Raw genomic sequence first — 18,454 nt, 5'->3', positions numbered from 1 at the left:
CGTCAGAAATAAAAGCCTTTTCATGCTTCACAAAGGCATTGTGCACCTAATTGACTAAACCAAAAAAGACTGCAAGTAAGCGCGCATGAGTTTGTTATAATAGCATTTTGTTTTGAGCGAGTAGCATTTTATGTGGCTGGCTTATTCGCTAACCGCTTTATACTCAATAAGACTACCATGTGATTTCTTATTTTGCTGACAATGCGTTACTATTAGTTAGTTAGTCAGTAATTAGTTAGTCAGTAATTAGTTAGTCAGTAATTAGCCAGTCAGTCAGTAATCACCATCTACGAGTTGACGGCTATTAATTAATAACTAGTGATTAACACTCGCTTCTTAACGGCTTACATTGTTAACGCTATTTTTTCTGTCCAACCCTGCACCCTCGCTATTAGGATTCTCAGTTATGTCACAGGCTTCCACTGCTACCATCCCTATGCCACTTTCCCAAGACACCTTCACTGTCGGTAGTCGTACATTTTCGTCGCGACTGTTGGTCGGTACAGGCAAATATAAAGATATGACTGAGACAGGGGCTGCCATTGGTGCCTCAGAAGCAGAAATTGTCACCGTCGCCATTCGCCGCACCAATATCGGTCAGAATAGTGACGAGCCCAACTTGCTTGATGTGATCTCCCCTGATAAATACACCATTTTGCCCAACACTGCGGGCTGTTTTGACGCTGAAACCGCGATTCGTACTTGCAAGCTTGCTCGCGAATTATTGGGTGGACACAATCTGGTTAAGCTGGAAGTCTTGGGTGATGAAAAAACCCTTTATCCTAATATCATGGAAACTTTAAAAGCCGCAAAAGTGCTGATTGATGATGGCTTTGAGGTCATGGTTTATACCTCAGACGATCCAATTGTCGCGCAAGAGCTTGAAAGCATGGGCTGCGTGGCAATCATGCCGCTTGGTAGCTTGATTGGCTCGGGTCTTGGTTTGCTCAATCGCCACACCCTTAGCCTCATTATCGAAAATGCAAAAGTGCCCGTGTTGGTTGATGCCGGTGTCGGCACGGCTTCTGATGCAGCGATTGCTATGGAGCTTGGCTGCGATGGCGTGTTGATGAACTCAGCGATTGCCAATGCTCAAAACCCAGTGATGATGGCTCATGCGATGAAGCATGCTGTGTGGGCAGGACGTCAGGCTTTCTTAGCTGGTCGTATGCCGATGCGCAAAATGGCCACTGCCAGCTCACCGCAAACAGGCTATTTTTTCCAGTAGCTGTCGGCTGGGTTGCTGGTTAGCATAGCGTTTTTAATACATATTTTTAATGAAAAACCAGTGATAAACTAATAAGATAGAAACCACATAACGCTGATGGGTGCCATGACATTTTATTAAATCATGGTTTTAGTAGCCATCCAAATAGCCACTTATTGATGATGGTCAGTCCACAATAGTATCGATACAATAAGACTGAGTGTAAGCGATACCTTATTTAGTATGGCTTACGAGGTTGTCGCTGTAGCGATTTTATAATGGGCAGACCATATATTTTTTATTGAAAACTTATCGCCATAAAAGGATTTATTATGCGACTACTCACCGCTGTTGACCAGTTATTCTTACTTCTTGAGTCGCGTAAACAACCCATGCACGTGGGAGGATTGTTCTTATTCGAGTTACCACAGGATGGGCAAAATGAGGATGGTGACTTTGTCAATCAGCTCGTGCAGCAGATGCAAACCGCCACGGTACCGCCAAGCTTTCCCTTTAACCAAGTGCTCGACAGACTGGTGTTTTGGAAAGAAGATGAAGAGTTCGATGTGGAGCATCATTTCCGTCATGTCGCGCTGCCAAATCCCGGGCGTGTTCGTGAACTGTTGATGTATATCTCGAAAGAGCATAGCCGTTTGCTAGATCGCGCCATGCCTTTGTGGGAATGTCATATTATCGAAGGTATTTTGCCTGAATCCGAGGGTAAACCTGAACGTTTTGCCTTATATTTCAAGATTCATCATTCATTGGTCGATGGTGTTGCAGCCATGCGTCTGGTCGAAAAATCCTTATCACAGTCCCCCACTGAGCCTGTCAGTTTACCGATATGGTCATTGATAGCACGTCATCGTAAGTCAGTGGATAAATTATTACCCGCTGACCGCTCTATAACCAGTATCTTAAAAGAGCAATTATCTACCATCAAGCCCGTCTTTACCGAACTGCTCGACAACTTTAAGCATGGTGATGATGAAGGTTATGTCGGTACCTTTGATGCACCCATGAGTATTCTCAACCAACGTATCTCAGCCTCACGGCGTATTGCCGCTCAATCTTATGATATGCAGCGCTTTCGTGTCATCGCTGATGCATTTGAAGTTAATGTCAATGACGTGGTGTTGGCTGTCTGTGCAGGCGCGCTGCGTCGCTACTTGCTTTCCATGAATGCCTTGCCGACTAAGCCATTGATCGGCTTTGTACCGATGTCTTTACGCTGCGATGAAAGTGCATCGGGCAATCAGATTTCATTTTTGATGGCAAATCTGGGCACGCACTTAGACGACCCAGCCAAGCGTCTACAATTGATTTATAAGAGTATGAATAGTGGTAAACGTCGCTTTAGACGTATGAACAAAGCGCAAATTATCAACTATAGCGCGATCGCTTATGCGTGGGAAGGTATCAACGTACTGACAGGTTTATTCCCCAGAAAGCAGGCGTTTAACCTCATTATCTCAAATGTGCCAGGTTCTAAAAAACCATTATATTGGAATGGCGCACCGCTAAAAGCGCTATATCCAGCCTCCATTATCGTTGATGGACAAGCGCTGAATATCACGCTTTCTAGCTATCAAGATAAAATCGAATTTTGTATTACTGCTTGTAGCAAGCTGCTACCGCACGTTCAAGACATGCTAGGATTACTTGAAGAAGAGCTAATCTTATTAGAAGGTATTAGCGAGGCCAAGACTATAGCGGTAAGTTAATAAAGTATTTCAGCAATAAAATACCTAAACTATTACGCAATAAAAAAGCTGGCACCATGATGGCGCCAGCTTTTTTTATGTCGAAAACTTGAAGGCTAGGAATATTACTGACTCATCATTTGAGCACATATCACGCCATCACAAGTTTATCGATGATTTACTATACCGCGTCACCCCATATTGGGACAACCACTTGCATCAGTGGTTTTAGCAGTTTAATGTTGCACGCAAAGATAGAGCCTGAAGTCATTGAGTCGTGTGCACCAGTATGATCGACGACGACACCACGTGCCTCAGTGACGATAAGCTCACCAGCAGCGATGTCCCACGGCTTGATAGACATCTCAAAATAACCATCGAAACGACCAGCGGCCACATAGCATAAATCAAGTGCCGCTGAGCCTAAACGACGAATTTGACCGCCCGCTTCAGAGACTTTCTGTAGGCTTTCAAAATGCTCTTTCGCATAAGAAACAATCTCACCATTGCGCTTACGCTCAAGCGGATGACCCGTAGTAAATAGACCACCGTCAAGCGTTTTGCGTTCGCTCACTTGCATACGGCGATTGTTCAAGCGCGCGCCTTTACCGCGGCTAGCAGAGAACATCTCATCACGGACTGGATCATAGACCACGCCATGTTGGGTAACGCCTTTATGCTGTACAGCAATCGATACGCAGAACTGCGGCACACCATGGACGAAGTTTTTGGTGCCATCTAGCGGATCGATAATCCAGCACCAGTCAGCGTCTTCGCCGCGACCTTCTTGCATACCAAACTCTTCACCCAAAAACGAATGATTCGGATAGCTGGCTTTTAGCGTCTCAATCGTCAGCTCTTCACTGAAACGATCAATACGTGTGACCAGTCCATCAAGTCCTTTTGACTCGATGTCCAATTCGATTTTGTGGCGGTTTTGATGCGCATATAAAATCTCTTTACCAACTTTTTCAGCAGTACGTGCTGCGATGACGACCATGGGTTCCATAAATAACCTATTTGCTTGATGAATGAATATAAAAATAAGACTAACTTTGTGCCCACAACATGCCAATTAGACTAGCCGCATCACACCACATCTATGCGATTTAAAAACGTGTCTTTTATAAATAAAAACTTATAAACGACAACCGCATTATACTAAAATTGTTCGATAAAAACGAAAAAACCATTACGCTCACAAAACCAACCATTATTTTGGTGGTCGTCACGAACTGCGCAAGTTGTAAAAAAGTCAGCACCCACGGCTAAGTAGGCGTTATATCTATTGATCAAGCTATCTGTTTTTTTAATTAAACAGATAGCTATCAAAACATTTTACGATAATAAGTTTTGTAGTTGGTCAACCACGCCTTGGACATCTAAACCACAATCAGCCCATTGCTCAGCTTGTGAACCATGCGCGATAAAGCGATCAGCGATGCCAATATTACAGACAGCCGGACGACTATTTTTAAAGGCTAGCGATTCGTTAAGCAAATACTCATTGACCGCACTACCTGCGCCGCCCATCGTCATATGCTCTTCTAAGGTCGCGATATGCGTGATACCTTGCTCAATTAAGGTTTCGAGCAATTTAGCATCTAACGGCTTCACCCAGCGCATATTGACCACATGCACCTGACAGTCTGGCTCTGCATTTAGTTCTGAATCATCATTGGCGATAGCTTGTGCTGCTTGCTGAGCCGTCGCAACCATCGTTCCAAATGCCAGTAGCGCCAGTTTATTAGGCGCATTGTCGTTACCTAATACTGACTCTACCACTGCTTCGCCGATGTTATAAGTTTGTGCTGGCTGAGTAATTATAGCCCCAGTACCGACACCGCGTGGATAGCGTACGGCTGTACAACCTTGGTACTCATAACAGGTATTGAGCAAATGGTAGCATTCGTTCTCGTCTTTTGGCGCGGCAATCAACATATTGGGCACGCAGCGTAAAAAGGCAAAATCAAACACGCCTGCATGAGTAGCGCCATCTTCACCAACCAGACCCGCGCGATCGATAGCAAAGGTCACATCAAGGTTTTGCAACGCCACATCATGAATCAGCTGATCGTAACCACGTTGCAAGAACGTCGAATAAATCGCCACGATAGGTTTAACGCCTTGGGTTGCCATACCAGCGGCCAGCGTCACCGCATGTTGTTCAGCGATAGCAACATCAAAAAAACGCGTTGGGAAATGATGAGCAAAGTCGATCATCCCCGAACCTTCTTCCATAGCAGGCGTAATAGCCAACAACTTATCGTCTGCCGCTGCTTTATCACATAAGAACTGGCCAAACACTTGAGAATATTTTAAGGCAGGCCTAGTTTTTGGAATGTCAGTTTTTGGAATGCTAATTTCTGGAATACTAGTTGCTGAAACTTTGTCTTCTGTAGATTTTGCTTCATCATCTTCGACAGGCAATTTACCGATAGCATGATAGCCAACTGGATCTAATTCAGCTGGCGCAAAACCCTTGCCTTTAGTGGTATAAATATGGACTAACACCGGACCCTTTACTTGCTTGGCAAGCGACAATACTCGTAGCAGCTCAGGCACATTATGTCCGTCAAAGGGACCAAAGTAAGTAAAGCCAACCGCTTTGAATAAATTGTCTTCTAGCTGCGGCACATCGCGCATTTCTTTATGGCGTTTACGGCGGTCAAACGCTTGCATATCAGGGCGCTGGCATAGCACTGGCTCGCCTGCATCAGAGATATCAACTTGATAACCTGATTCCCACAGCATGGCTAAATGCCGTGAAAAGCCACCGATAGAACAAGATATCGACATATCGTTGTCATTTAAAATAACCAACAAATCCGCATCTTGTTGCACCGCGTCATTCATGGCTTCAAACGCCATACCACCGGTCATCGCACCGTCACCAATAATACAAGCCACGGTTTGCGCGCGGCCTTGGTAACGCAGCGCCAGACTCATGCCTAGACCAGCTGAAATGGAAGTCGATGAATGCCCAACGCCGAACGTATCGTAAGCTGACTCAGCACGCTCAGGAAAAGCGGTCAAACCGTCTTTAGAACGAATCGTTCCGAGCTTATCGCGGCGACCTGTCAGTACTTTATGCGCATAAGCTTGGTGACCCACATCCCAAACGATCTGATCTTGCGGCGCATCTAAAAGGTAATGCAGCGCAATCGTCAGCTCAACCACCCCCAAATTTGCACCGAAATGTCCGCCACTCTGACCCGCTGAATACAATAAAAAAAGCCGCAATTCATCAGCCAAATTAATAAGCTGCGCGGTAGTAAATTTTTTCAGATCAGAGGGCGTATTGATCGCATCGAGTAGCGGTGTATGAGGACGCACACGTGGAATCACTGCATACGTCTGTTGCAGACTGGATAGCTTAGCAGCAGACTCCATGGCTGACGCAGATACTGACTGAGACTGTGGGGAATAAGGTGACTGCTGCATAAACCGTACGATACCTACCAATCTGCTGACAAGGGATTACCCTAGAATATTACTATGGTTATCAATAACTAAGTGGCGTTAATAATAGTGGCGTTAATAATAGCAATAATCACGACACCATGATGGATGTCATTGACTATAAAATTACTGATAGCGCTCATCGCTTATATAATGACGCATAGCAATAAGTACGCCGCCATAATAGACGACGATGGTCTTAACGCTGTGACACCAAGTATTGCTATTATGCCTCATTGTCTGGCATCAATATCAGACGTTAGTGACGACATAGTAATGTAAGGGCAAAGACTTGTCACTGTATCCGTTAAAATAGTATGGCATAATAGCATTATTTTTTAATTGTCGCTTTAATCATCGTGCGTCGTCTGTGAACTTTGTGTGTTTTTATAATAAGCGCTATAAACACGTTGTCTTCACGAACCGGTTATACTGATAACCTCTTAACCATAATAATATGGCTATGCCAAAATCCGCTACCGCCTCGATGATCGGCTCATGTAGGACATTAATGTCATATCAATTTATCACCAGCGCCACACTACCTACTCGTCATGGCGAGTTTGATATCCATATCTTTGAAAATGAAGACGGTCAAGAGCATGTGATGCTGACGGTCGGTCTGTCTGTGGTTGAGCAAAATAAAGACGCTGCCGGTGTCTTGACGCAAAAGCAGGACACGCTAGCAGAACGACCTATTCCATTGGTACGTATTCACTCTGAATGCTTGACCGGTGATGCATTTAGTTCATTGAAGTGTGACTGTGGCCCCCAGCTTAATACAGCGATGCAAGCGATACAAGAAACCGGTTACGGGGCAATTCTTTACCTGCGCCAAGAAGGTCGCGGCATTGGGCTGACCAATAAGATCCGTGCCTATGCGCTGCAAGATCAAGGGCATGATACCTTAGATGCCAATCTGATGTTAGGCTTGCCTGCTGACGCGCGCGTTTATGATATGTGCAGCCCGATGCTCGCCCATGTGGGCGTTGATGCAGTGAGACTGATCACCAATAATCCAGACAAAGTTGCTTATTTGACTGCCCATGGTATCGATGTCGTGGAGCGCGTACCATTGGTCGTTGGTGTTAATGACATGAATGCAGACTATCTGGCCACCAAGCGTGATCGTATGGGACATTTACTCGATAAAGAATTCAATACTGCAATACACCTGAATAAATAGATATTTTTATGAACAATCAAAATTTAGACAACAATGCAAACCCCTTAACTACAGACTCTGCAAACCTAGAATCGAAGAAACCGGAATCGAAGAAAACAGTCACTCCGACCAGCGATGATATCATGCGAGTGCGTGCGTTTTTAGTTGATTTACAGGCGCGTATTTGCCAAGCGTTAGAAGCACAGGAGCGCGACGGTGGAGGTACTGCAACTTTTGTTCCCGACGATTGGGAGCGTCCTGAAGGCGGCGGTGGTAGGTCGTGTGTATTGGCAGACGGTGAGGTTATCGAAAAAGCGGGCGTCATGTTTAGCCATATCCATGTCCATAACCTACCCGCCTCAGCCACCGCGCGTCACCCCGATATTGCAGGTCGCAAAGCACAAGCTATGGGTGTGTCATTGGTTGTTCATCCCAAAAACCCCAACGTCCCTACCAGTCATGCCAACGTACGCTTGTTCATCGCCGAAGCCGAGGGCGAAGCGCCCATCTGGTGGTTTGGTGGTGGGTTTGATTTAACCCCGTTCTATCCAGTATTAGCCGACTGTGTCCATTGGCACCAAGTCTGTCACGACCTATGCACGCCCTTTGGCGACACTGTCTACCCTGACTTTAAACAATGGTGCGATGAGTATTTCCATTTGCGGCATCGTGATGAGCAACGCGGTATCGGTGGTCTATTCTATGATGATGTCAATACTGACAGCCGTGGCTGGGATTTTGAGACTTGTTTTAACTTTATGCAGGCAGTCGGCAATGGTTATCTTGACGGTATCATGCCGATTTTTGAGGCACGTAAAGAGACGCTATATACCGAAGCACAGCGCGAGTTTCAGCTCTATCGTCGTGGCCGCTACGTCGAGTACAATCTGGTCTATGATCGTGGAACGCTATTTGGGCTACAAAGTAACGGACGTATTGAGTCTATCCTAGTCAGTATGCCGCCACTGGCCAGCTGGCATTATCGATTCGAGCCGGAACCTAGCACACCTGAGTTTGAGTTGACCGACTTTTACTTAAAACCGCGTGAATGGTTAGCGCTATAGGTGTTGTAAATATCACGGTATTCATACTTTTTGAAAACATTAAGAAGGTCAGCTACTATCGCTGGCCTTTTTTATTGTTCGTACTGTTTAAACCACCCACTCTCTCGTCGTTATTGTAAAAAATATGTTGTGTAACTACCATACAATCGTCAAAGCCAACCATAAGTAGCCATACCCAAGTTAAGTTATACTTATTTAAAATATTACGAGGATATAACAACTATATAATTCCCATCGCCCAGATAACCGTTACAATAGAAGGCATTCTTTATTAGCAACTCTGCTCAAAAGAATTTTAGGCAGTATTTTGTATAACTATATTTTACGACAAAGCGAGCGTTTGTAATCGCGCTTACTATTAGCCAAGTTTAAAGGAGTAAGTCATATGGCACAGGTTTATACCAATAAATCTTTCAAATCTTTGGTTAGCATTACTTTGATGGCAGCTGTACTGGGTCTAACGGCTTGTAGCACCTCAACAGAATCTAACCCTGACGTGCAAGCGCGTCAAGACACTATGAAAAACTGGGGCGATGCAATGGGCGTCATGGGTGATATGGCAAAAGCACCTGACACATTTGATTCTGAAGTATTTAAAGAGCAAGCGGCGTTCTTAGCAGAAGATGCCGCCAAGCCTTGGAGTCATTTTGAAGATCCAGAAGCGGTAGGTAATGCTACTGAAGCGGTTTGGTCTAATGCGGATGAGTTCCGTGCAGAAGCCGACAACTTCCAAAAAGTCACCGCTGAGCTAAGCGCTACCGCACAAACTGCCACTAGCATGGATGACGTTAAACCAGCCTTTGGTCAAGTTGGTGCAAGCTGCAAATCATGTCATACAGATTTTAGAGCTAAAACTGAATAAATACCCGTTGATTGATAACAAAAAAACCGCCGTATCCTTTGATATGGCGGTTTTTTTAAGGTCGTTTGAAAGTTCGATTACTTACGCAATAGATTTGGCGAGTCTATTGAACAAATAAAATTGCCTCACCAGTTCAACTACTCTGTCGCGGCTTTATTAACATCAATAGCTTGTTGCTCGTTTTTTTGCTCATTGATTTTATTGACAATCGCTTTCACGGAGGGGTCACTTAAATCGATAGTACGTATGGGGAAAGGAATATTGATCCCTGCCGCATCCAATGCATTCTTAATTTCTACGATCACTTGGTGAATAGAAGCAACTTTATTAGCCTGCGTACCATCTTCAATAAACCAACGCACCATCAGATCCATAGACGATCCGCCAAATCCCGTTGCAATCACGCTTGGCTTAGATTTAATGGAAACACTATCCACTTTATCCAATGCTTGCATAATCTCAGCTTTCGCCGCTTCGATATCATCTTCATAACCAATGCCGACCGCCACTTGTAAACGACGCTGTTTGTAGGCGGTATTGACCGTCAATGCTGAGGTATATAGGTCTGAGTTTGGGATAACGACTTGTCGACCATCATAAGTCTTGATGGTGGTTGCACGAATTTTAATATCCTCAACCGTACCCTCATATTCACCAGAAACGATCTGATCGCCAATACGAAACGGCTCCGAGATGAGTAGCAAAATACCCGATAGTAAGTTTTGAAAAATATCTTTGAAAGCAAAACCAATCGCGACCGAACCAATACCGAGTGCGCCAATCAGCTTGGCAGGCGTAAATCCTGGTACGGCGATCACCATGGCAATCATGAAACCAATAAAAATAATCAGTGCGCCGCCTACCCGCTGAAACACTTTGACCAAGTTCTGATGCCGACTACGGCTACCCAGCAATTTGTAGACGATTTTTTTGAAAACGATTGATAGAAACCAAAAAATCAGAACAACGATAATCGACGCTATAAAGTACGGAATACGCTCAACAAAGCCGATAAATATTCCATTCGCCGAATCAATAATACTTTGATAAGTAAAAACATCAGTCGTTGTCGCTGAGTTAATCGTCGCTGGATCAGCAGCAGTAGGGTTTGCCTCAGGGCTGGGCATGCAGGGATCACTCCTTAAATTATTAAACTTTTTTATTCATTAATGCTTATATTTTTTAACTGTCTAACATCTAGCGCATCAAATCTGCTTGTACGATTTCAATCCAGTAGCCGTCGACGTCTTTGATAAAGGCGATGTTTTTCATACTACCCTCTTCTGGACGTTTTTTGAATTCGACATCATTTTTATCAAACCAAGCAACGGCCTCATCTAAACTCGGTACGCTAAAGCAAATATGCCCAAAGCCTTGTGGTTCGCCATTGCCATCGTGATAGCTGAAGTCAGCCTTTGTCTCAGTACCGTAATTATGGGTCAATTCTAAAATTCCGCGTTGACGGAATGCAAATATCTCTAAGTCGTCACCAGCGGGCAAATTGTCCCGCTCACTCTCAGTTAACTGGGCTAAAAAGTATAAATCAAAACCCATATCAGAGAACTTTTTTACCGCCAGCAAGGTCATACCAAGAACACCGGTGTAAAACGCTAATGATTTTGCAGGGTCTTTCACGCGTAGCATCGTATGGTTAAAAGTAAAGCCAGTGGTTTTTGATGAGATTGGCTGAACACCATCCGTGCTGACGCTGCTAGCAGGCTGGTTTATGATAGCGTCGTTATTGTTGTTAGATGAAGTAGACATAATTATCCTAATATAATTCAAAAAATAAATGCATAAAAATGCATAAACACGCAAATCACGATTGTCGTGATTTGCGTCGTTCTATTATCATAATAAAAAATGTCGAAATAACTGATAGGGTTTTGTAAGAATATGAATAAGGTATGTTCGTCTTTATTCCTTGACTAGCTATTTGTCTGAAGCTATCTAAAACTGACTAGCTATCTAAAAAACGCACTTTTCCTGTCTCTAAATCATACTCTGCACCAACGACCAATAACTGACCACTGCTGGTCAAATCCTCTAACGCTCGCGAACCATGCTTGAGCTGACTGACCGACATGCGCACGTTGGCACGTATCGAGCGATCGACCAGTTCATCAGCATCGACATCTTGCCCATTGGCAGTGGCGAGCTCATGAAGGTTGTAGACACTTGGGCGAATACGATCGACGATTGACTGTAAGTTTGGCGAATAATTTTGCTCAGGATTAATCAGCGCCTCGACGCAAGCAGTGACAGCGCCGCAATGCGAATGTCCTAAGACCACCACCAATTTTGTGCCAAACTTTTCGGCGGCAAATTCTACCGAACCAATTTGTGAAGGCGCAACCACATTACCCGCTACTCGAATGACAAACAAATCACCCAAGCCTTGATCAAATACAATCTCGACTGGTACGCGGGCATCAGAGCAACCCAAAATGATGGCCAGCGGGTCTTGATCGCTCACGAGTTCTGGACGTCGTTGCATCATTGGATCAGTGTTTGTCAGGCTATCGACGTAGCGCGCATTACCGTCTCTTAGTAGTTCGAGCGCTTCTAGACCTGTTTGTGGACGAGTATCATTAGGCATAAAGGGTCCTTGATTATCAAATGATTAGAATAATAAATCTCTGTTTTTTGACCATGGCTGGCTAGGGCGTGTCTTCATTTCAAAAATGGTGATAAAAATGAGATAAATTGCCGTCAAACAAGAAAAATAGTGCAGATAATATCGGGATATTAACCAGCTATTTGACGATGTTTGGCAAGATTTAGCCATTTTTAGCCCATTTAGATGACTATCGAGTGAATTGAAGACACGCCCTAAGCATTTTGCCATACACAGCCGGCTCATTTTATTTCTTAGCCACAAAATGATTGTATAGGAATAAAAGCAGAAAAATAATAAAAAAATCGCTTTTAATCTCGCTAGGGCGTGTCTTCATTTCAAATGACGATTATAAAAATGAGATAAATTGCCGTCAAGTGAGAAAAATAGCATGGATAATCTCGGGATATTAACCAGCTATTTGACGATGTTTGGTAAAATTTTATTTTACGATAAAGTAGCATCGCTAACTTATAACGAACTGGCACTGACTTATATCCAAGGTTTGTTATAATACGCAGCAACCAAACCCTATTGATACCCATCGTTTATCCCCATACCAAACCACCTTGAAGGCAGTGCTTTAGACGTATAGCTGTACTGAGATGTTGGATGTTTAGGAACCAACCTTATGACTGAATCACCTTCAAACACGCACCAAGCTGCGGCATCAATCGACACGGTACTGCTGCAACTGACGGGTATAAAAAAAACCTATGATCAAACCGAAGTACTCAAAGACATCAATCTCGACATCAAGCATGGTGAGTTTTTGACCTTGCTTGGCCCGTCAGGCTGCGGCAAGACGACATTGCTACGCTTGATTGCCGGTTTTGAGCAGCCAAATGCTGGTGCTATCTATCTAGATGGCGTGCAGATGTCAGGCTTGCCAGCGGATAAGCGTCCGGTCAATACGGTTTTTCAGCAGTATGCCTTGTTTCCACATATGACCGTCGCGCAAAACGTGGCTTATGGTCTTAAAATTAAAAAAGTCCCTAAAGATGAGATTAAAACGCGCGTGAGCGAGATGCTAGCAATGGTACAGCTAGAGCATCTCGCCAATCGCAAACCGCAGGATTTATCTGGTGGTCAGCAGCAGCGTGTTGCCATCGCACGGGCGGTCATTAATCGCCCTAAATTATTGTTACTTGATGAGCCGCTATCGGCGCTCGACCACAAGTTGCGTTTGCAAATGCAGTCTGAGCTTAAACGGCTACAGCGTGAACTGGGCATTACATTTGTCTTCGTCACCCATGACCAAGAAGAAGCACTATCGATGTCAGACCGTATTGCGGTGATGAAAGACGGCACCTTTCAGCAAATCGGCACACCTATTGAGATTTATGAAACGCCCGCGAATTTATTTACCGCCAAATTTATCGGTGAGACCAATCTATTCAAAGCAGAAGTCAAAGGCGTCTACGCTGAACAGCCAGATCGTGATGGTAAAGTCACTAACGGACGTATCGAAGTCGAAGTCTGTGAGGCACAAGCGCAAGACGGCCCAACGACATTACGTAATTTGCGTCGTCCTGATTTTGCCAATGATGTGCAAGTAGGCGACATCGTCAATTTACTACTGCGGCCTGAAGATTTGCGAATTTATGATCCTAATGATGATGTCCATACTGGACTGTTTGGCCGAGTGATTGAAAGTAACTATAAAGGCAGCACTTTAGACTCTATTATTGAATTGGCAAACGGTCATATTATCAAGGCTTCTGAATTCTTTGATGAAGATGATCCAAGCTTTGATTATAAATTGAATGAAGCGGTCAAGGTCTCATGGGTTGATGGCTGGGAATGGGTGCTACCAGATGACAATTCACTTGATCCCTCAATTGACCATTCAACCGCCAACTCAAGCGAACATCAAGGCATGTCTGTGCAAAAGGATGTCAGCTAATGGCACGTACTAGCCGTTTCAATTTGGGCAGCAAAAGTCCTTTTCGTACCGCAACGCTGTGGTTGATTTGGGGTTGGTTGCTTATTTTTGCCTTATTACCCAATATTCTAGTCATCGCTGTTAGCTTTTTGACCCGTGATAGCAGCGCTTTTATCAGCTTGCCAGTCAGCATCGACAGCTATGTACGCATAATTGATCCGTTGTATTTTGAGGTATTTGTCCATTCATTATGGATGGCAAGTATCACCACGGTTATCTGCTTGCTGCTTGGTTATCCTTTTGCTTGGCTGGTCTCTAAAGCCAAAACTCGCTGGCAGCCGCTGCTCATGATGCTATTGATATTGCCGTTTTGGACGAACTCTCTAGTACGCACTTATGCCCTCAAGTTATTGTTTGCTAATAATGGTTTGATTAATAAATTCTTGCTAGCGATAGGTGTGATTGATACTCCTATTGATATTTTATACACGCAAGGCGCGGTCATAGCGGGACTGACCTACTTATTATTTCCCTTTATGGTATTGCCGTTGTATGCGGTCTTTACTGACTTGCGCAATGACATGCTACTCGCGTCGCAAGATTTGGGTGCATCGAGAAGGCAGACCTTTTGGCATGTGGTGCTACCACTCACAACACCAGGGATTATCTCTGGGGTACTGTTGGTGTTATTGCCAGCGATGGGTATGTTCTATGTGGCCGATATTTTGGGCGGCTCGCGCAACTTGTTGGTCGGTAATATTATCAAAAACCAGTTTTTGGATGCGCGTGATTGGCCGTTTGGCGCAGCTGCCAGCGTATTATTGACCCTAGCGATGGCGGTATTATTACTCGCCTATCGTGCCAGTAGTCGCCGCATTGGCAAGACTGACTTTAATGAGGTGGCCTAATGTCTTATAGATCACCGAATAAAAAAACTCGTACGCTTAAGATTGGCAGTATCGCCGCCAAAGGCTATCTCGGGCTGATTTATGCCTTGCTATATCTGCCCATTATCGTCCTAGTCGTGATGTCTTTTAACAAATCAAAAATCGGCTACAACTGGGATGGCTTTAGCTTAAAGTGGTACGAATCGCTATTTAACAACCAAGCGATGCTCGATGCTTTTTGGCACTCTATTGTATTGGGCTTGGTTGCCGCGACTGTCTCGACTTTGATAGGAACGCTCACTGCCCTAGCCTTACATCGCTATAATTTTCGCGGTAAGGGCTTATTAAATGGGCTGTTATTTGTCCTGATGATGTCACCTGAGATTGTACTCGCTATCTCATTATTAGCATTGTTCCTCCTAATCGGTTTGCAGTTAGGCTTTGTCTCACTGCTATTGGCGCACATTACTTTTTGCCTACCATTTGTCGTCATCACTGTCTTTGCACGCTTAAGTAGCTTGGATGAGCGCTTGATGGAAGCGGCGCGCGACTTGGGCGCCAATGAATCAACCATGGTGCGTACCGTGCTGATTCCCGTTATTTTGCCAGCAGTAATGGCAGGTTGGTTGCTCGCCTTTACCTTATCGCTAGATGATGTCGTGGTTTCAACCTTTGTCACAGGCCCTAGCTATGAGATATTACCGCTACGAATTTACTCGATGGTACGAGTAGGACTTAAGCCGGAAGTTAATGCTATTGGTACACTATTATTAGTCGCTTCTTTGATATTGGTCATTATCTCACAGCTACTGTTACGCAAGCGCTAGCTGTTGATGGCTCATTAATCATACGCTATGAATGAAAGTCAGCAACATATGTACTATAATGAATTTTTCTCAACTTAGCAGGCAGGTTGTCTTATGCTAGAGCTCCGCCATCTTAATACGTTAACTGCATTACGAGCGCATGGTTCACTTGCTGCGGCTGCCGATGAGCTGCATGTGACAGCTTCTGCGGTCTCACATCAGCTAAAAGAGCTAGAGAATTATTACGATATTAGCTTGGTCAATCGCCGCACGCGTCCGCTGACTTTTACGCCAGCTGGCAAGACGGTACTGGCATTGGCAGACAGCATTATGCCGCAGGTCACTCGTACCAAATCCAACCTTAAACGCTTAGCGCATGGTCAAGCAGGTAGATTACGCCTAGCATCCGAGTGTCACAGCTGCTTTGATTGGCTCATGCCGATACTTAATCATTATCGCCGCGAATGGTCAGACGTCGAGCTAGATTTTGCCACAGGGTTTGAGCCTGAACCGCATCATTTATTAATGGAAGGTGATATCGATTTATTAATTACCACTAGTGATTTACCGATAGAGGGCATCAGCTATCAGCCGTTGTTTGAGTATGAGAGTCGCTTGGTGCTATCGCCAACGCATGATTTGGCGGTGCAGAAGTTTATTGAGCCGACTGATTTGACTGAAGAGACCTTGATTGCCTATCCAGTAGAGGCCAAGCGTCTCGATATCATTGCCAATTTTATGACGCCAGCTCAGGTCAGTTTTGATAGTATTCGTACAACAGAACTAACGGCGATGCTGATTCAGCTGGTCGCTAGTGAACGCGGTGTGGCGGCCTTACCTGATTGGGTGGTCGCTGAATATGAGAAAAAAGGTTGGGTCGTCTCACGACCGTTAGGTAATGGTGTGCATTGCCAGCTGTATGCAGCGACACGCACGTCAAGCCAAGATACCGCTTATATGCAAGGGTTTGCGAGTTTGTTACAAGGAATAGTAAAGCCAGTGTAATATTTCACTATTTACTAAATTATTCCAGTTAAGAAATATCGTCCGCTCTCTTACGTTATGACGAGCATTATGGTAAATGACGGTTCCCTAGTGAGGAATCGAAGCTTTGGCTGTAGGCTATATACGCTAATTGATCAAGCTATTTAGTGAGACATAGTGTACTTAGTAATGTACATCATGTGAGCTTTTCGAAAAAAATTATCTCTAGGATTTGTTATAACGAACCTAATTTCCACTTGAGCTATCCATAAAATTATGAAATTTTACTATATTATTCTAATGAACTAGCTCTAAAAGAGAAGGGAAATGGAGTTAAATAATCGCGAAAAATCAGCACTACTGAATAATTTTGAAATCGACTTCGAGTATGGTGAGGTTACGCTTTTGGATAATTTCGATTACTTTTTGATTTTTAATAAAGAAAGATTCTCTAGAAATACAGACTTTGTAGCAAAGGTATATGATAAAGCAGGTACTTATGTATTAACTATCCCATTTCCCGAGGTTGAAATGCATTATCAAAAGCTTAAGCTTATATTTAGCTGGTGTTGGGAAGTTGAACGTGGAGTTAGGATAGTGTTCAATGCAGATGACAGATATATGTGGGATTTCTGGTATGAATTTGATTTAATAAATCGTAAATACACTAATTGTAATAGAGCTTATTAATGTTAAATCCTGATCGGTGCGCTATACAGGCATCGAGCTATTAAGGGGTTGAGGTGTCTCAACATATTTATAATAATCTAAAAACAGGCTCAGTGGTTATGGGCGTAAGGATACGGCTCCCTAGCGAGAACTTCAGCTATAAGCTTCACAAGATAGTTGATACTATGGGCTGATTTAGTTTACTAATAAGGAAAATAGAATGAGTTTTGTCGCAGGTACATTAGTACATACAGATAAAGGTTTAATGCCAATACAAGATATTAAAGTTGGAGATCTTGTATTGTCAAAAATTAATGATGATGGTGAGCTGGTTTCAAGGAAGGTAACTAAAACAGTTACGTCTTCTGAACCTAAAAGAATATATAAAGTTGAATACCACAACGATTCGCTTGATGAAGATATTAACTTAGATGAAGATGAGAGACACAATGATAGCTATATTTTTTGCACGGACATTCAAAAGATTAGAGTTTCAACCAACAATCTCATTAGAATGGGTTGGCAACCTGCTAAAAATTTATTTTCTAGAGAGTTATTCAAGAAATGTATCGACGAGTACTTTAAATCTTATGAGGAAGGTATCAATCCTCCTGAAATAGTCTCTGTCAGTAAAGACAAAATACAGTTATCAAAATTTTCTTTTTTGCCTGTTCGTACGCTACCAAACTTTCCTCAGGACTGTGCGTATACTTACAGCATGCCGCCTATAAACTTTATTCTTGCTAACATTGATTGGAGTAGCGACTTTGATGTGAATGATTTTTTAGACAGCTATTGGGAAGAATATCGAAATATAGAGTTTGTTAGTTTCGATAAAGATAGTTACTGCTTAGTAAGCTTAGGAGAAGAGAAATATTATAACCATGATAAATACCAATTAAATTTACCAACTTCTGATTCATTTTCACATGTTAATAAGCAGGTACCGTTTAAAATTGATATTGACTTATATAAAAAATTGAACAATCGTCTGTTCCAAGATACAAATCCTTATGCGAATCGTGATATTGAAAGCTTTAAAGAATTCTATAATTCACCAAGTTACTATAGTCAGTTCATAATAAAAGAGATACAACCCATATCATGAAACAGTTTAGGCAGATTATTCTCCATCCATCCTTG

General features: G+C 43.5%; 16 protein-coding genes. 11 read left to right on the top strand and 5 right to left on the bottom strand.

Features of this window, described 5'->3' with window-relative positions; genetic code table 11:
* Window positions 1–406 precede the first annotated feature (406 nt).
* Both J5X94_RS09290 and J5X94_RS09285 read left to right on the top strand, forming a co-directional pair.
* The gene (locus J5X94_RS09290; protein ID WP_210541065.1) at window positions 407–1,228 is read left to right on the top strand and encodes a thiazole synthase; all 822 of its coding nucleotides are present in this window, start codon (window positions 407–409) and stop codon (window positions 1,226–1,228) included.
* A 311-nt stretch (window positions 1,229–1,539) separates the two neighbouring features.
* Window positions 1,540–2,931: a WS/DGAT/MGAT family O-acyltransferase gene (locus J5X94_RS09285; protein ID WP_210541064.1), complete on the top strand. Its 1,392-nt coding sequence runs from the start codon at window positions 1,540–1,542 to the stop codon at window positions 2,929–2,931.
* Window positions 2,932–3,091: 160 nt separating this feature from the next.
* Here J5X94_RS09285 and J5X94_RS09280 read toward each other — a convergent pair whose 3' ends face one another.
* Both J5X94_RS09280 and dxs read right to left on the bottom strand, forming a co-directional pair.
* On the bottom strand, window positions 3,092–3,919 hold the full coding sequence (locus J5X94_RS09280) for an inositol monophosphatase family protein (protein ID WP_010195855.1): 828 nt from the start codon (window positions 3,917–3,919) through the stop codon (window positions 3,092–3,094).
* A gap of 329 nt (window positions 3,920–4,248) precedes the next feature.
* On the bottom strand, window positions 4,249–6,354 hold the full coding sequence (gene dxs, locus J5X94_RS09275) for a 1-deoxy-D-xylulose-5-phosphate synthase (protein WP_228293219.1): 2,106 nt from the start codon (window positions 6,352–6,354) through the stop codon (window positions 4,249–4,251).
* A 529-nt stretch (window positions 6,355–6,883) separates the two neighbouring features.
* On the opposite strand from dxs, the gene ribA reads away from it, so the two are divergent.
* The 3 genes from ribA to J5X94_RS09260 all read left to right on the top strand — a co-directional run bounded on the left by ribA (window position 6,884) and on the right by J5X94_RS09260 (window position 9,463).
* Window positions 6,884–7,558 carry a GTP cyclohydrolase II gene (gene ribA / locus J5X94_RS09270; protein WP_210541063.1) on the top strand — a complete coding sequence of 225 codons (675 nt, stop codon included), beginning with the start codon at window positions 6,884–6,886 and terminating at the stop codon, window positions 7,556–7,558.
* 122 nt (window positions 7,559–7,680) lie between these two features.
* Window positions 7,681–8,601 (top strand): oxygen-dependent coproporphyrinogen oxidase, encoded by a 921-nt coding sequence (gene hemF / locus J5X94_RS09265; protein ID WP_228293228.1) that lies wholly within the window; start codon window positions 7,681–7,683, stop codon window positions 8,599–8,601.
* 385 nt (window positions 8,602–8,986) lie between these two features.
* Window positions 8,987–9,463, top strand: a complete 477-nt coding sequence (locus J5X94_RS09260; RefSeq protein ID WP_210541061.1) for a c-type cytochrome — start codon at window positions 8,987–8,989, stop codon at window positions 9,461–9,463.
* 137 nt (window positions 9,464–9,600) lie between these two features.
* On the opposite strand, the gene J5X94_RS09255 is transcribed toward J5X94_RS09260, so the two are convergent.
* The 3 genes from J5X94_RS09255 to J5X94_RS09245 form a co-directional block, all read right to left on the bottom strand.
* Window positions 9,601–10,590, bottom strand: coding sequence for a mechanosensitive ion channel family protein (locus J5X94_RS09255; protein WP_210541060.1), 990 nt, complete (start codon window positions 10,588–10,590; stop codon window positions 9,601–9,603).
* Window positions 10,591–10,660: 70 nt separating this feature from the next.
* Window positions 10,661–11,227 carry a lactoylglutathione lyase gene (gene gloA, locus J5X94_RS09250; RefSeq protein WP_210541059.1) on the bottom strand — a complete coding sequence of 189 codons (567 nt, stop codon included), beginning with the start codon at window positions 11,225–11,227 and terminating at the stop codon, window positions 10,661–10,663.
* A 196-nt stretch (window positions 11,228–11,423) separates the two neighbouring features.
* Window positions 11,424–12,062: a carbonic anhydrase gene (locus J5X94_RS09245; RefSeq protein ID WP_189583081.1), complete on the bottom strand. Its 639-nt coding sequence runs from the start codon at window positions 12,060–12,062 to the stop codon at window positions 11,424–11,426.
* 649 nt (window positions 12,063–12,711) lie between these two features.
* On the opposite strand from J5X94_RS09245, the gene potA reads away from it, so the two are divergent.
* The 6 genes from potA (at window position 12,712) to J5X94_RS09215 (ending at window position 18,419) form a co-directional block, all read left to right on the top strand.
* A complete protein-coding gene (gene potA / locus J5X94_RS09240; RefSeq protein ID WP_210541058.1) occupies window positions 12,712–13,986 on the top strand; it encodes a spermidine/putrescine ABC transporter ATP-binding protein PotA in 1,275 nt (424 codons plus the stop codon).
* Window positions 13,986–14,873 carry a spermidine/putrescine ABC transporter permease PotB gene (gene potB / locus J5X94_RS09235; RefSeq protein WP_010195883.1) on the top strand — a complete coding sequence of 296 codons (888 nt, stop codon included), beginning with the start codon at window positions 13,986–13,988 and terminating at the stop codon, window positions 14,871–14,873. The genes potA and potB overlap by 1 nt, the downstream gene beginning before the upstream one ends.
* Window positions 14,873–15,679: a spermidine/putrescine ABC transporter permease PotC gene (potC, locus tag J5X94_RS09230; RefSeq protein ID WP_010195885.1), complete on the top strand. Its 807-nt coding sequence runs from the start codon at window positions 14,873–14,875 to the stop codon at window positions 15,677–15,679. The genes potB and potC overlap by 1 nt, the downstream gene beginning before the upstream one ends.
* 93 nt (window positions 15,680–15,772) lie before the next feature.
* Window positions 15,773–16,663 carry a LysR family transcriptional regulator gene (locus J5X94_RS09225; RefSeq protein WP_210541057.1) on the top strand — a complete coding sequence of 297 codons (891 nt, stop codon included), beginning with the start codon at window positions 15,773–15,775 and terminating at the stop codon, window positions 16,661–16,663.
* A gap of 306 nt (window positions 16,664–16,969) precedes the next feature.
* On the top strand, window positions 16,970–17,332 hold the full coding sequence (locus tag J5X94_RS09220; protein ID WP_201578645.1) for a hypothetical protein: 363 nt from the start codon (window positions 16,970–16,972) through the stop codon (window positions 17,330–17,332).
* 199 nt (window positions 17,333–17,531) lie between these two features.
* Window positions 17,532–18,419 carry a hypothetical protein gene (locus tag J5X94_RS09215; protein ID WP_210541197.1) on the top strand — a complete coding sequence of 296 codons (888 nt, stop codon included), beginning with the start codon at window positions 17,532–17,534 and terminating at the stop codon, window positions 18,417–18,419.
* The last annotated feature ends 35 nt before the right edge of the window (window positions 18,420–18,454 follow it).

This window comes from Psychrobacter sp. K31L, assembly GCF_017942195.1.
Taxonomy (GTDB): Bacteria; Pseudomonadota; Gammaproteobacteria; order Pseudomonadales; family Moraxellaceae; genus Psychrobacter; species Psychrobacter glaciei.
This window is presented reverse-complemented; position numbering and strand designations above follow the sequence as displayed.

Coding starts and splice junctions, on each gene's coding strand:
- J5X94_RS09290 (WP_210541065.1), top strand. CDS start 407: ATGTCACAGGCTTCCACTGCTACCATCCCTATGCCACTTTCCCAAGAC.
- J5X94_RS09285 (WP_210541064.1), top strand. CDS start 1,540: ATGCGACTACTCACCGCTGTTGACCAGTTATTCTTACTTCTTGAGTCG.
- J5X94_RS09280 (WP_010195855.1), bottom strand. CDS start 3,919: ATGGAACCCATGGTCGTCATCGCAGCACGTACTGCTGAAAAAGTTGGT.
- dxs (WP_228293219.1), bottom strand. CDS start 6,354: ATGCAGCAGTCACCTTATTCCCCACAGTCTCAGTCAGTATCTGCGTCA.
- ribA (WP_210541063.1), top strand. CDS start 6,884: ATGTCATATCAATTTATCACCAGCGCCACACTACCTACTCGTCATGGC.
- hemF (WP_228293228.1), top strand. CDS start 7,681: ATGCGAGTGCGTGCGTTTTTAGTTGATTTACAGGCGCGTATTTGCCAA.
- J5X94_RS09260 (WP_210541061.1), top strand. CDS start 8,987: ATGGCACAGGTTTATACCAATAAATCTTTCAAATCTTTGGTTAGCATT.
- J5X94_RS09255 (WP_210541060.1), bottom strand. CDS start 10,590: ATGCCCAGCCCTGAGGCAAACCCTACTGCTGCTGATCCAGCGACGATT.
- gloA (WP_210541059.1), bottom strand. CDS start 11,227: ATGTCTACTTCATCTAACAACAATAACGACGCTATCATAAACCAGCCT.
- J5X94_RS09245 (WP_189583081.1), bottom strand. CDS start 12,062: ATGCCTAATGATACTCGTCCACAAACAGGTCTAGAAGCGCTCGAACTA.
- potA (WP_210541058.1), top strand. CDS start 12,712: ATGACTGAATCACCTTCAAACACGCACCAAGCTGCGGCATCAATCGAC.
- potB (WP_010195883.1), top strand. CDS start 13,986: ATGGCACGTACTAGCCGTTTCAATTTGGGCAGCAAAAGTCCTTTTCGT.
- potC (WP_010195885.1), top strand. CDS start 14,873: ATGTCTTATAGATCACCGAATAAAAAAACTCGTACGCTTAAGATTGGC.
- J5X94_RS09225 (WP_210541057.1), top strand. CDS start 15,773: ATGCTAGAGCTCCGCCATCTTAATACGTTAACTGCATTACGAGCGCAT.
- J5X94_RS09220 (WP_201578645.1), top strand. CDS start 16,970: ATGGAGTTAAATAATCGCGAAAAATCAGCACTACTGAATAATTTTGAA.
- J5X94_RS09215 (WP_210541197.1), top strand. CDS start 17,532: ATGAGTTTTGTCGCAGGTACATTAGTACATACAGATAAAGGTTTAATG.